At 65.8% G+C, this 13,221-nt stretch carries 11 protein-coding genes; 8 read left to right on the plus strand and 3 right to left on the minus strand.

From position 1 onward, the window contains the following. Positions 1 to 23 precede the first annotated feature (23 nt). The 4 genes from guaB to guaA all read left to right on the plus strand — a co-directional run bounded on the left by guaB (position 24) and on the right by guaA (position 6,175). The gene (guaB, locus tag BKG76_RS16740) at positions 24 to 1,559 is read left to right on the plus strand and encodes an IMP dehydrogenase (protein WP_030096781.1); all 1,536 of its coding nucleotides are present in this window, start codon (positions 24 to 26) and stop codon (positions 1,557 to 1,559) included. 27 nt (positions 1,560 to 1,586) lie between these two features. Continuing rightward, positions 1,587 to 2,723 (plus strand): GuaB3 family IMP dehydrogenase-related protein, encoded by a 1,137-nt coding sequence (locus tag BKG76_RS16745; RefSeq protein ID WP_070938599.1) that lies wholly within the window; start codon positions 1,587 to 1,589, stop codon positions 2,721 to 2,723. 93 nt (positions 2,724 to 2,816) lie between these two features. Next, positions 2,817 to 4,574, plus strand: coding sequence for an FAD-dependent oxidoreductase (locus tag BKG76_RS16750; protein ID WP_070938600.1), 1,758 nt, complete (start codon positions 2,817 to 2,819; stop codon positions 4,572 to 4,574). 32 nt (positions 4,575 to 4,606) lie between these two features. Continuing rightward, on the plus strand, positions 4,607 to 6,175 hold the full coding sequence (guaA, locus tag BKG76_RS16755; protein ID WP_070938601.1) for a glutamine-hydrolyzing GMP synthase: 1,569 nt from the start codon (positions 4,607 to 4,609) through the stop codon (positions 6,173 to 6,175). A gap of 4 nt (positions 6,176 to 6,179) precedes the next feature. Here guaA and BKG76_RS16760 read toward each other — a convergent pair whose 3' ends face one another. Further along, the gene (locus BKG76_RS16760; protein ID WP_070938602.1) at positions 6,180 to 6,467 is read right to left on the minus strand and encodes a hypothetical protein; all 288 of its coding nucleotides are present in this window, start codon (positions 6,465 to 6,467) and stop codon (positions 6,180 to 6,182) included. After that, on the minus strand, positions 6,460 to 7,632 hold the full coding sequence (locus BKG76_RS16765) for a PspC domain-containing protein (protein ID WP_070938603.1): 1,173 nt from the start codon (positions 7,630 to 7,632) through the stop codon (positions 6,460 to 6,462). Before BKG76_RS16765 ends, BKG76_RS16760 begins: the two co-directional genes overlap by 8 nt. 162 nt (positions 7,633 to 7,794) lie before the next feature. Between BKG76_RS16765 and BKG76_RS16770 the strand changes: the two genes are divergently transcribed. The 4 genes from BKG76_RS16770 (at position 7,795) to BKG76_RS16785 (ending at position 12,117) form a co-directional block, all read left to right on the plus strand. After that, positions 7,795 to 8,994, plus strand: coding sequence for an ATP-binding protein (locus tag BKG76_RS16770; RefSeq protein WP_207543786.1), 1,200 nt, complete (start codon positions 7,795 to 7,797; stop codon positions 8,992 to 8,994). Continuing rightward, a complete protein-coding gene (locus BKG76_RS16775; RefSeq protein WP_070938604.1) occupies positions 8,994 to 9,635 on the plus strand; it encodes a response regulator in 642 nt (213 codons plus the stop codon). Before BKG76_RS16770 ends, BKG76_RS16775 begins: the two co-directional genes overlap by 1 nt. 168 nt (positions 9,636 to 9,803) lie before the next feature. Then, the gene (locus tag BKG76_RS16780) at positions 9,804 to 10,496 is read left to right on the plus strand and encodes a hypothetical protein (protein ID WP_070939303.1); all 693 of its coding nucleotides are present in this window, start codon (positions 9,804 to 9,806) and stop codon (positions 10,494 to 10,496) included. Continuing rightward, on the plus strand, positions 10,474 to 12,117 hold the full coding sequence (locus BKG76_RS16785; protein ID WP_207543768.1) for a DNA polymerase Y family protein: 1,644 nt from the start codon (positions 10,474 to 10,476) through the stop codon (positions 12,115 to 12,117). The genes BKG76_RS16780 and BKG76_RS16785 overlap by 23 nt, the downstream gene beginning before the upstream one ends. 10 nt (positions 12,118 to 12,127) lie before the next feature. Here BKG76_RS16785 and BKG76_RS16790 read toward each other — a convergent pair whose 3' ends face one another. Then, positions 12,128 to 13,159 carry a nucleoside hydrolase gene (locus BKG76_RS16790; RefSeq protein ID WP_070938605.1) on the minus strand — a complete coding sequence of 344 codons (1,032 nt, stop codon included), beginning with the start codon at positions 13,157 to 13,159 and terminating at the stop codon, positions 12,128 to 12,130. Positions 13,160 to 13,221: the final 62 nt, after the last annotated feature.

Here is a 13,221-nt window from a genome sequence, read left to right on the forward strand (position 1 = left end):
GGCTATCTGGCATGGAGGCTCGAATGACCATTGCGGCAGGGTCCGTCCACACCGGCGGCGACGACCCGCACAAGGTCGCCATGCTCGGGTTGACGTTCGACGATGTGCTGTTGCTGCCGGCGGCATCGGATGTGTTGCCGAACGGCGCCGACACCTCCTCGCAGCTGACCAAACGGATCAGACTCAACGTCCCGCTGGTCAGCTCGGCGATGGACACCGTGACCGAGGCCAGGATGGCCATCGCGATGGCACGTGCCGGCGGCATGGGTGTGCTGCACCGCAATCTGTCGCTGGAGGATCAGGCCGGGCAGGTCGAGACCGTCAAGCGGTCCGAGGCCGGCATGGTCACCAACCCGGTGACCTGCTCGCCCGAGAACACCCTTGCCGAGGTCGACGCGCTGTGTGCACGGTTCCGGATCTCCGGTCTGCCGGTGGTGAACCCGCAGGGCGCACTCGTGGGGATCATCACCAACCGGGATATGCGGTTCGAGGCCGACCTGTCGAAGCCGGTCGCCGAGGTGATGACCAAGCCGCCGCTGATCACCGCGCGCCAGGGAGTGACTGCCGACGCTGCGCTAGGGCTGTTGCGGCGCAACAAGATCGAGAAGCTGCCCATCGTCGACGGCGACGGTCGCCTGACCGGCCTCATCACCGTCAAGGATTTCGCGAAGACCGAGCAGCACCCCAATGCAACCAAGGACAGCGACGGACGGCTTCTGGTCGGCGCGGCTGTCGGTGTGGGCGATGACGCGTGGACGCGGGCCATGGCGCTCGTGGACGCGGGTGTCGATGTACTGATCGTGGACACCGCGCACGCACACAACCGCAAGGTGCTGGACATGGTCGGCAAGCTCAAGGCCGAGGTGGGCGAGCGCGTCGACGTGGTCGGCGGGAACGTCGCCACCCGCTCGGGTGCCGCGGCGCTCATCGAGGCGGGCGCCGACGCGGTGAAGGTCGGTGTGGGCCCAGGCTCTATCTGCACCACCCGCGTGGTGGCCGGTGTCGGCGCACCGCAGATCACCGCGATTCTGGAGGCCTCCGCGGTCTGCCACCTGGCCGGTGTTCCGGTGATCGCCGACGGCGGCATGCAGTATTCGGGCGATATCGCCAAGGCGTTGGCCGCCGGTGCATCCACGACGATGCTCGGGTCGCTGCTGGCGGGTACGGCGGAGTCGCCCGGTGAACTGATCTTCGTCAACGGCAAGCAGTTCAAGAGCTACCGCGGCATGGGTTCCATGGGTGCCATGCAGGGACGCGGCGCGGCCGGGAACACCGGACGGAGCTACTCGAAGGACCGCTACTTCCAGGACGACGTGTTGTCCGAGGACAAGCTGGTGCCCGAGGGCATCGAGGGCCGGGTTCCGTTCCGTGGCCCGTTGTCGACGGTCATGCATCAGCTGACGGGTGGCCTGCGGGCTGCCATGGGGTACACCGGGGCGTCGAGCATCGAGGAGCTTCAGCGCGCTCAGTTCGTACAGATCACCGCGGCGGGGCTCAAGGAGAGCCATCCGCATGACATCACCATGACGGCCGAAGCGCCGAACTACTACGTGCGTTAACACCTCGGCACGGTAAAGGAAGCCAACATGCGTGACCTCGTCGAAATCGGCATGGGCAGAACCGCCCGCCGCACATACGAACTCGATGACGTGAACATTGTCCCGGCACGCCGCACGCGTTCATCGCAGGACGTGTCGACGTCGTGGCAGCTCGATGCCTACCGATTCGAGATTCCGGTGGTGGCGCATCCGACCGATGCGCTGGTTTCGCCGCGTTTCGCCATTGAACTCGGTAAGGCCGGTGGGCTCGGCGTCATCAACGGTGAGGGGCTGTGGGGCCGGCACGCTGATGTCGAGGCCCGCATCGCCGAGGTGGTCGAGGTTGCGCAGAAGGAGCCTGAGCCCTCCGCCGCGATCCGTCTGTTGCAGCAATTGCATTCGGCGCCAATCGATCCGGAGCTATTGGCGGCGGCGATCACCGAGGTGCGTGGGGCCGGCGTGACCACGGCGGTGCGGGTGAGCCCGCAGAACGCGCAGCTGCTCACCCCGCATCTGATCGCCGCGGGTATCGATCTGCTGGTCATCCACGGCACCATCGTGTCGGCCGAACGGGTGGCCCGCGACGGCGAGCCGCTGAACCTGAAAACCTTTATCTCCGAGCTGGATATCCCCGTTGTCGCCGGTGGCGTGATCGATCACCGCACGGCCCTGCACCTGATGCGGACCGGAGCCGCGGGCGTCATCGTCGGGTACGGGCAGACCGCGGGCGCGACGACCAGCGGAGAGGTGCTGGGCATCAGTGTCGCGATGGCGACCGCCATCGCCGATGCCGCGGCCGCCCGCCGCGAATATCTGGACGAGACCGGCGGCCGGTACGTACATGTCTTGGCCGACGGCGACATCCACACCTCGGGGGATCTTGCGAAGTCCATCGCCTGTGGTGCCGACGCCGTGGTGCTGGGGACCCCCCTGGCCGCGGCGCAGGAGGCCGCCGGTGACGGATGGTTCTGGCCGAACGCCGCCGCGCATCCCTCGTTGCCTCGTGGCGCGCTGCTGCAGGTGGCGGTGGGGGAGCGGCCGCCGTTGAGCGAGGTGCTCGGCGGCCCGTCCGATGATCCGTTTGGCACCTTGAATCTTGTTGGTGGGCTCCGCCGTTCGATGGCCAAGTCCGGATACTGCGATCTCAAGGAATTTCAGAAGGTCGGGCTGACCGTCAACTCTTAGACATGTGTCTACTTAGGGTGACCTAATTTACAATACCCCCCTCGTTGTATTCCATACTGGTCGGTAACGTGACCATGCGGAGGTAGGCCAACGATGTCATCACCGGTAGCAGTCCCTGTAAAACCTGAAGCAGACACCGACTTCGACGTGCTCATCGTCGGATCCGGATTCGGCGGAAGCGTCACCGCCATGCGGTTGACCGAAAAGGGTTATCGCGTAGGTGTCCTGGAAGCCGGTCGCCGGTTCTCCGACGAGGAATTCGCCGAGACGTCCTGGAATCTGCGCAAGTTTCTGTGGGCGCCCATGTTCAAGTGCTTCGGGATTCAACGGATCCACCTGCTGAGCAACTGCATGATCCTGGCGGGTGCCGGGGTCGGCGGTGGCTCGCTGAATTACGCCAACACCCTGTACGTGCCGCCGGAGCCGTTCTTCAAGGACCCGCAGTGGAAGGGCATCACCGACTGGCGGGCCGAGCTGTCACCGCACTACGAGCAGGCCCAGCGGATGCTCGGCGTGGTCAAGAACCCCACCTTCACCGACGCCGACCGGCTCATCAAGGAGGTCGCCGACGACATGGGAGCCGGCGACACCTTTGTCGCGACCCCCGTGGGCGTGTACTTCGGCCCCGATGGCGCCAAGACACCCGGCGTCAAGGTGCCCGATCCCTACTTCGGTGGTGCCGGCCCCGACCGGGTGGGCTGCACCGAATGTGGTTCCTGCATGACCGGATGCCGGGTCGGCGCCAAGAACACCCTCGTCAAGAACTACCTCGGACTGGCCGAATCATCTGGCGCCCAGGTCATTCCGCTTACCACGGTCACCGCGGTGCAGCAGGGTGCCGACGGGGTTTGGCGGGTGTCCACCAAGTCCACCGGCCGCTGGCTGCGTAAACAGCGCAAGACCTACACGGCCAAGCACGTGGTGCTGGCCGCCGGCACCTGGGGCACGCAGAACCTCTTGTTCAAGATGAAGGACAAGGGCCTGCTGCCCAAGCTCTCCCAGCGTCTGGGTGTGCTGACCCGCACGAACTCCGAATCCATCGTCGGTGCAGGACGATTGGAGTACAAGGACGATCTGGACCTCACCCACGGTGTGGCCATCACGTCCTCGTTCCACCCGACCAGCGACACGCACATCGAGCCGGTGCGGTACGGCAAGGGCTCCAACGCGATGGGCCTGCTGCAGACCCTGATGACCGATGGCGATGGCGAGAAGTCGCGGTGGCGCCAGCTCATCGAGGCCGCGCGTGCGGATCCGCGGGGCACCATGCGCATGCTCAACGTGACGCAGTGGAGTGAGCGCACCGTCATCGCGCTGGTCATGCAGCACCTGGACAACTCGATCACCACGTTCACCAAGAAGACGTTGTTCTGGCGGCGCCTGGACAGCAAGCAGGGCCATGGTGAGCCCAACCCCACCTGGATTCCCGCGGGCAACGAAGCGACTCGGCGCCTCGCCGCCAAGATCGACGGCGTCGCGGGCGGCACCTGGGGCGAGCTGTTCAACATCCCGCTCACCGCGCACTTCCTGGGCGGGGCCGTCATCGGGACGAGCCCCGAAGATGGCGTCATCGACCCCTACCACCGGGTGTATGGCTACCCGACCATGTACGTGGTGGACGGCGCGGCGATCTCGGCGAACCTGGGCGTCAACCCGTCGCTGAGCATCACCGCGCAGGCCGAACGGGCGGCGTCGTTGTGGCCCAACAAGGGCGAGATAGATCTGCGCCCGGAGCAGGGTCTGCCCTATCAGCGGATGGCGCCGGTGCCCCCGGCGCACCCTGTGGTCCCGGCCGGTGCTCCCGGCGCGCTGCGGCGTCTGCCGATCGAACCGGTGAGCTCGGTCAGTTAGATCCGGGATAGCTGCACCACTAAGCTAAGCCGGTGGCGCAAACGGAGCAGCATGGCGACCGACCGGTTCTGGTCATCGACTTCGGGGCACAGTACGCACAGCTGATCGCACGTCGCGTGCGTGAGGCGCGGGTGTTCTCTGAGGTGATCCCTCACTCGGCGAGTATCGAGGAGATCAAGGAACGTAATCCCCGGGCGATCGTGCTGTCCGGTGGCCCGTCGAGCGTCTATGAAGAGGGTGCACCCCAGCTCGACCCCGGCGTATTCGATTTGGACATTCCGGTTTTCGGCATCTGTTACGGCTTTCAGGCCATGGCGCAGGTGCTCGGCGGAACCGTCGCGCACACCGGCACCAGCGAGTACGGCCGCACCGAGCTGAACGTGGTGGGCGGAGACCTGCACGACGGTTTGCCCGACGTCCAGCCCGTGTGGATGAGCCACGGCGATGCGGTAACCGAAGCGCCTCAAGGCTTTACCGTGGTCGCCAGCAGCGAGGGCGCTCCCGTGGCGGCGTTCGAGAACCGGGCGCGGCGCCTGGCCGGGGTGCAGTATCACCCCGAGGTGCTGCATTCGCCGCACGGGCAACAGGTGCTCAGCCGCTTTCTGCACGAGTTCGCGGGCATTGAGTCGGCGTGGACGGCAGCCAATATCGCCGAGACCCTGGTCGAGCAGGTGCGCGCGCAGATCGGTGACGGCCGCGCATTGTGCGGGCTCTCTGGTGGGGTGGATTCGGCGGTGGCGGCAGCCCTGGTGCAGCGCGCCATCGGAGACAGGCTGACCTGTGTGTTCGTTGACCACGGTCTGCTGCGCAGCGGAGAGCGTGCGCAGGTGGAGCACGATTTCGTGGCAGCCACCGGCGCCAAGCTGGTGACTGTTGATGTAGCGGAGAAGTTCCTCGGTGAGCTCGCCGGTGTCAGTGACCCGGAAACCAAACGCAAGATCATTGGCCGTGAGTTCATCCGGGCGTTCGAGGGCGCTGTCTCCGATGCGATCGGCAATTCCGAGGACGGAATCGAGTTTTTGGTGCAGGGCACGCTGTACCCGGATGTTGTCGAGTCCGGGGGTGGCAGCGGTACGGCCAACATCAAGAGCCACCACAATGTGGGCGGGTTGCCCGAGGACCTGACCTTTACCTTGGTGGAGCCGCTACGGCTGCTGTTCAAGGACGAGGTGCGTGCTGTCGGCCGCGAACTGGGCCTACCTGAGGAGATCGTTGGCCGCCAGCCCTTCCCGGGGCCGGGTCTGGCCATCAGGATCGTCGGCGAGGTCACTGCTGATCGGCTGGATACCCTGCGCCGTGCTGATGCCATTGCGCGCGAGGAACTTACCGCGGCAGGCCAAGATCGCAATATCTGGCAGTGCCCGGTGGTGCTGTTGGCCGATGTGCGCTCGGTCGGGGTACAGGGCGATGGACGCACGTACGGGCATCCCATCGTGTTGCGACCGGTCTCCAGTGAGGACGCGATGACCGCGGACTGGACGCGGCTGCCCTACGAGGTGCTGGAGCGGATCTCGACGCGAATCACCAACGAGGTTCCCGAGGTGAACCGGGTGGTACTGGACATCACCAGCAAGCCGCCCGGCACCATCGAATGGGAGTGATCCTCTAACTGCGGTTATGCCGGGTCGGAACTGCCACCAGCGCAACGCCGATGGCTATCGCTATGGCGATGGCGACCCAGCCGAGCAGATCGCTGTGAATCAGCGCGACGAAGTCCTCGCCGGTGAGGGCCCACCCGCCGACGAGCACGGCGATCAGTCCGGACAGGGCAAGGGTGATGGAGGGCCTGGTCTTCTCGCTGTCGACGGCCTCAGGTGCGGATTCCGCCTGATTCTGCACCTCGGAGTCGGCACTATCGGCGTTGGTCACTGGTTCGTCGGTGTTCTCAGACACGTTGCACCTCAATACTTCCTACGTTGGCCGTGGCGTTGATGGTCAGTACCGGGCCGGCGCCGGCTGGTGAGGGCAGGCAGTCGAAACTGCCGACGCTCACCTCACATCTGCTTCGCACGTTCATGGAGGACGGAACCAGCACGTGGATATCGCCCATCCCGACGTCGAGGTTCACCGTCTTGTCGCCGGTGAGTGTGACCTCCGTCAGGTCAAGGGTGATGGTGCCGATGCCGACCTCGTAGTAGTCGTCGATCTCGGAAGCCTCTGTGACGCGGTAGCTTTGGTCGCCGATGTTGAGAGACACCTCCAGCGGGCCTATCGAGGATGCCACGATGACGAATCCGGCCAGCGGGACTGCCAGAAAGAGCAGGGCGTAGCCGCTGCGGAGCCAGGCACCCACCAGCATGCCCACACCCACGATGACCAGCGCCGCCGCGGTGACCTCCACCGGCGTCACCCAGCTGCCGCCGAGCAGTCCGATGGCCACGAGTACTGCGCTGACGATGAGCATCGCGCCGATGGTCACCGGGGCCACGCGGGACTTGGGTTTGGCCGGTGGTGCGGGCAGCGGAGTCGGATCGGGCAGATCCCAGGCGAAGGGCGACATTCCGGGTGGGTTCCATGTGGGCGGGGGCGGCGGCAGTGGTACCGACAGTGGCCCGGCTTCTGTTGTGGTCACGTCGACCGGGGCCGTCACGGTGTCCGATTGGTCATCCGTGGTGACGGGAGGCTGATCGGCAGAAGCCGCCGGAGCCGAGGGGGGTTCGGTCTGGCGCTGATAGAGCAGATACCAGCCACCGAGCAGGACCGCGGCGCTGACGAATCCCCATGGGTCGCGATCGGGGTCGATGAACGGTCCGCCGAGGAGCAGCAGGACGATGATCCAGAAGACCATCTTCACCTTGGACTCGTGATATGGGGTGGTGTAGCGGGCGGTGGGCATGAGCAGCCAGCACGCCACGTACATGATGGCGCCTGCGCCACCGAAAATCGTTGTGACCACGAAAATTACGCGAACCAGTAGCGGATCCACGTTGTAGCGGTAGCCGATTCCCGCGGCGATACCGGCGAGCTTGCCGTGTCCGGGCAGCCGCAACGGACGAGTCCGCCACATGTCTCCCAGCGTGGAGGACGGCGTCCGTTTGGTGGTGGTATCCGTGTCCATGACAGCTATGGTGCCCAGCCGCGGGCATGTCCGCCATCAGGATTCACCCTGATCTTTGCAATACGGCTTCAGGGATAAGCCCGATGCCATGCGGAGCTTTGCCATGGCAGTATCGCAGAGGTGAGTCCCAGGTTCCGGAATGCCTTCGCCGGCGGAAATCGGCTGACCGCCGCCCCGCCGCTGCGCCGGCGTACCGGTGGGCGAGTGGTGGCCGGTGTCGCCGGTGGGCTCGCCGATCATCTCGATGTCCCGGTGTTCCGGGTGCGGTTGGCCTTCGCGGTGCTCGGAGCCGCCAGCGGGATGGGCATCGTGGCCTATGGACTGCTGTGGATGCTGATGCCGCCGGGCGACGATGTCGCGGCCGTCAGCGCTACCGACCGCAGGCGGGCCACCGGGCTGTTGCTGTTAAGCCTTGCCGCGCTGATCATTTTGATGTCGACGGTCAGCGGTTCGGCGGCGTCATTGGTCTTCCCGACGGTGTTGGCGCTGACCGGTCTTGCAGTGGTGTGGCGCGAATTCGATGCGCAGGGGCCAAGTTTGGCGGTACTGGGAGCGCCCGGCAGGCCGTCGATACTGACGTTGGTTCGGGTGATCGCCGGTGCGGCGCTGGTTTTCGGCGGGATCGCAGTGGTGGTTCTGCGCAATGTGGACCTGTCCTCTTTGCGCGACTCGCTGGTGGCCATTGCGGCCACTTTGGTGGGCGCGGTGTTGTTGACGGTGCCGCTGTGGTTGCGGTTGTGGCGTGCGCTCGGCATCGAGCGCGCCGCACGTATCCGTACCGAGGAACGCGACGAGATCGCCTCGCATCTGCATGATTCGGTGCTCCAGACGCTGGCACTGATCCAGAAACGCACCGACAATCCCAACGAGGTGTTGCGCCTGGCCCGCAGCCAGGAACGGGAGCTGCGCAGCTGGCTGTTCTCCTCGGGGGCGTCGTCGGACTCGTCGCTGGGGCAGGAGTTGCGCACCGTGGCCGGGGAGGTCGAGGACACGCACACCGTGGTGGTCAATTCGGTGATCGTCGGCGATGCCGATCTGGCACGTGAGCCCGAGACCGGGCGTGCGTTGGTCGGGGCCACCCGTGAGGCGTTGGTCAACGCTGCCAAGCATTCCGGGCAATCGGATATCAACCTGTACGCCGAGGTGGAACCCGGCCAGATCAGCGTCTTCGTCAGGGATCGGGGTAAGGGGTTTGATCCCGACGAGGTGCCGCAGGATCGGCAGGGCATCGCGCGTTCCATCAAGGCCAGGGTGATGCGCCGAGGTGGGCAGGTGCAGATCAAGTCGGAGATCGGTAAGGGCACCGAGGTGCGAATTATCATGCCGTACAAGACCAACGACGTCGACGAGAGGGAAGAGTGATGCTGCGGGTATTCCTGGTCGACGATCATGGGGTGTTTCGGTCCGGGGTGCGGGCCGAGCTGGCCGGTGAATCGGATATCGAGATCGTGGGCGAGGCCGGGTCGGTTGTTGAGGCAGTCGCCGGGATTCGTGCCAGCGCACCGGATGTGGTGTTACTCGATGTGCACATGCCTTCTGGCGGTGGGGTCGCCGTCATCAACGGAGTCGGCGGCTCCGGCCCGGTGTTTCTTGCGCTCAGCGTGTCCGATGCCGCCGAGGATGTCATCGCGGTGATCAGGTCGGGCGCCAGAGGCTATGTCACCAAGACGATTTCGGGGAGCGAGCTCGCCGACGCGGTGCGCCGGGTGGCCGGTGGGGATGCGGTGTTCAGCCCGCGGCTGGCCGGATTTGTGCTCGATTCCTTCACCGGGCGCTCGAATAGCCCCGAGCCGGTATTGGATCCCGAGCTGGATTCGTTGACTCCGCGTGAGCTCGAGGTGCTGCGGCTCCTGGCCCGGGGATACACCTACCGGGAGATTGCCGAGGATTTGGTGATCTCGGTCAAGACGGTGGAAACGCACGCCTCCAATGTGCTGCGCAAGACTCAGCAGTCCAATCGCAACGCGTTGACGCGCTGGGCGCACACCCGCCAGCTCGACTGAAACCAGGCCCGTCGACCGCCGCCTCGTGGCGGACATGTGCGACACGAATCCACCGCAACGCGGCGTGTCGCCAGATAGCCTCTGCCCGCCTTGACGGTTGTCGGTGGCGAGGTGTTTACTCCAGGCATCGAACATACGTTCTAGTCAGGTGTGTCTGGAGGTGCGGTTGTGACGGCTGTGGCGGCCGCCGATGAAGCGCTGGTTAACCGTGCTGACCAGCTGCAAAAGCTCCGGCAGCAGATGGCGACGATATCGGGGAAGGTCGGTGGGGATCGGTCTTCGGCTGGCCGGTTTCAGGAGGCACTGCCGGACGCTCAGTCTTTGCTGCCGGGGTCCGATGCGCTGGCCAGATCGATAGGTCACGTGTTGCGGCGCGGCACGGTCGCGGTGGCCAGCGGGGCCCGGTCACTGCCCCTGGAGGTGGTGGCTTCGGTGACCGCCGCGGGCGGATATGCCGCGATTGTGGGCATGCCCGATGTGAGCGTGTTGGCGGCGGTGGAGCGGGGCGCGGACCTAAGCCGTCTGGCGTTGATTCCCCACCCGGGTCTGAGTGCGGTGGAGGTGGCCTCGGTGCTCATGGACGGGATGGATCTGGTGGTGCTGGGTCTGGGCGGCCGACGGGTGACCTCGACGTCGGCGCGCGCGATAGTGGCCCGGGCACACAGCAACGGATGCACGCTGCTGGCCGTCGATGGGGACTGGGAAGGCGCCTCGCTGCGATTGCGGGCGCAGGTGATCGGCTATGACGGGGTGTCGGCCCGCGGTCTGGGGCGGATCCGTGGGGTGCGAACAGCGGTACGGACGCGTGGGCGTGGTGGTCGGGAGGTGTGTGGCGGCCGTGGCGCGATCAGATCTGCCTGAAAGACCAGGGAAAGGACGGCGCAAAGCGCCACGGGTGCTGGCGATTTGGTGCCCGGACTGGCCTGCGGTGGCCGCCGCGGCGATGGCGGATCTTCCTGCTACCCGGCCCGTGGCGGTGACCCTGGCCAACAGGGTGACGGCATGCACTGCGGCCGCGCGGGCGCTGGGAGTACGCCGGGGTATGCGGCGACGCGAAGCCCAGGCTCGGTGTCCGCAGCTGCATATCGCGGTGGCCGACGCCGATCGTGATGCGCGATTCTTCGAACCGATGATCGCGGCAGTGGATGATCTGGTGCCGGGGGCCGAGATTCTGCGTCCCGGGCTGCTGGCACTGCCGGTGACCGGAGCCGCCCGGTACTTCGGCAGTGAGCAGACCGCGGCAGAACGGCTGGCCGATGCGGTGTCGGTGGCCGGAGCCGAATGCCAGGTGGGAATCGCCGATCAGATGTCCACGGCGGTGTACGCCGCGCGGCATGCGGCACTGGTGGCGCCCGGTGGGGATGCGCGATTCCTGGCTGCGTTGTCGATCAAGGAGATGTCCGCCGAGCCCAGTCTGTGCTGCCCGCAACGTGAAGACTTGGTTGACCTGTTGTGGCGCATGGGTATTCGTACCATCGGTGCTTTTGCGGAACTGGCGCGGTCGGATGTCGCCTCGAGGTTCGACGATGACGCGGTGCTGGCACATCGACATGCGCGAGCCGAACCACAGCGCCCGCCCTCGGGGCATGTGGTTCCAGCCGAGCTGGGAGTCGAGTTGTCCTGCGATCCGCCGATCGATCGAGTCGATGCCGCGGCCTTCGCGGGGCGGACGTTGGCGGTGAGCCTGCACGAGACGCTGTCCGCGGCCGGAGTGGCCTGCTCCCGGTTGGCTATTCACGCCGTCACAGTGGACGGCCAGGAGCTGTCTCGGGTGTGGCGGTGTGCCGAACCGCTCACCGAGGAGGCGACCGCCGACCGTGTGCGCTGGCAGCTCGACGGTTGGCTTGCCCGGCGACGTTCTCTGGATGGGCCGGTGGCGATGTTGCGGCTGGAGCCGGTCGAGGTGGTGACGGCCGAGGCGTTGCAGCTGACGTTGTGGGGGGCGGTGGGCGCTGAGGAGCGGCAGCGGGCGCGACGCGCGTTGACGAGGGTTCAGGATCTGTTGGGAGAGGAGTCGGTACAGGTGGGAGTGGTCAGCGGCGGGCGCGGTCCGGCCGAACGAATTACCTTGGTGCCCTTAGGGGATGAGCTGAGGCCGCGCGCCGACCCCGGCGCCCCATGGCCCGGGAAGCTGCCCGATCCGGCTCCGGTGGTGTTATCCGATGAACCGGTGGAATTGTTGGATGTCGACGGAGCGCCGGTGATGGTGACCGGACGGGGAATGTTCTCAGGAGAACCGGCCAGGGTCCGGCGGGGCAATGGGGGCTGGGAGTTGAGTTGGTGGGCGGGGCCGTGGCCGATCGACGAGAGATGGTGGGAGGAGCAGGAACCGCTCTTCGTTTCGGGTGATGAACCTCTGGGGCGTAAGGCCGCGGGTGTGGCGGCCAGGGCTCAGGTGCTACTCGAAGACAAGGGCGGTGGACAGGCGCTGCTCCTGCATTTCCGCAGGCAGCGTTGGTATGTGGAGGGCGTATATGAATGACGGGCGAAGGTCAGCTGGTTTCGTCGACTTTCCGTGCGAACGCGCTCACTCGCTCGATGAACCGCTGGAAGAACACTTCGGGATCGGTCTCCACCGCGATCTGCGCGTTGGGTTTCTGGCCCCACTGGCCCTTCCAGTCCGCGATGGTCATCGCGCGCGTCAGATCGCCCGTCAGCTCGACATCGACGGTTGCGGAACGGGTTTGGACGAGTGATGGATCCAGTGCCACCGCGGCGGCGAAGGGATCGTGCATATGCGCCAGAAAGCCTTCGTCCTGCTTCATGTGAAATTCGAAGTAGAACCGCGCCGCATCTTCGATGAACCGCAGCACCGAGTTGCTCGCCGAGGATCGGCTCGATGGAGAGTCGAGCACCGACAGCGGGGTGGTGGTAGCGCCCGCGGCATCGGCCAGCCTGACCAGATGCTCCGGTGTCATGGCGATCGTCTCGGTGAGATTCAGGCCGCACACGATCGGGAGTTCTTGTACGCCAGCGGCTCCCCAGGCGGCGTACACCTCTGCCGTGGCGCCCGGGTCCACGACGACATTCCATTCCGCCACCGGCGTGGTGTTGCCGGGGTAGTCGAAGGAGCCGCCCATGATCACGAGCCGTTTGAGAAGTTTGGGCAGTTCGGGTTCGGTGCGCAGGGCCAGTGCCAGATTGGTGAGCGGGCCGGTCGCCAAGCCCACCAGCTCGCCAGGGTGGGCACGCGCGGCTTTTACCCAGGCCTCGGCCGAATCATGATCGGTGAGCGTGCGGGTGGAGTCCGGCAGTGCGGCATACCCGATTCCGGTGGGACCGTGTGTGTCTTCGGCGGTACGTAGCGCCGCGCTCAACGGTTCGGCGACACCCTTGGATACTGGGATCTGCGGCGCCTTGCACAGCTCCAGCAGACCCAGATTGTTCGCGCAAACATGGTCCACCGAGACATTGCCCGCAGTAGAAGCGATACCGACGATCTCCACATTCTCGCTAGCAAGGAGATAGAGCAATCCCAGTGCGTCGTCCACTCCGGTATCGACGTCGGCAAAAACAGGAACCATGGACGTCAACCTACCGCCAGTTAGCTCTGTACACGGATTCGACAAGCGGTGGAGCGCCACGC

It is taken from the genome of Mycobacteroides franklinii, from assembly GCF_001853795.1.
Taxonomy (GTDB): Bacteria; Actinomycetota; Actinomycetes; order Mycobacteriales; family Mycobacteriaceae; genus Mycobacterium; species Mycobacterium franklinii.

Coding starts and splice junctions, on each gene's coding strand:
- guaB (WP_030096781.1), top strand. CDS start 24: ATGACCATTGCGGCAGGGTCCGTCCACACCGGCGGCGACGACCCGCAC.
- BKG76_RS16745 (WP_070938599.1), top strand. CDS start 1,587: ATGCGTGACCTCGTCGAAATCGGCATGGGCAGAACCGCCCGCCGCACA.
- BKG76_RS16750 (WP_070938600.1), top strand. CDS start 2,817: ATGTCATCACCGGTAGCAGTCCCTGTAAAACCTGAAGCAGACACCGAC.
- BKG76_RS16765 (WP_070938603.1), bottom strand. CDS start 7,632: ATGGACACGGATACCACCACCAAACGGACGCCGTCCTCCACGCTGGGA.
- BKG76_RS16775 (WP_070938604.1), top strand. CDS start 8,994: ATGCTGCGGGTATTCCTGGTCGACGATCATGGGGTGTTTCGGTCCGGG.
- BKG76_RS16790 (WP_070938605.1), bottom strand. CDS start 13,159: ATGGTTCCTGTTTTTGCCGACGTCGATACCGGAGTGGACGACGCACTG.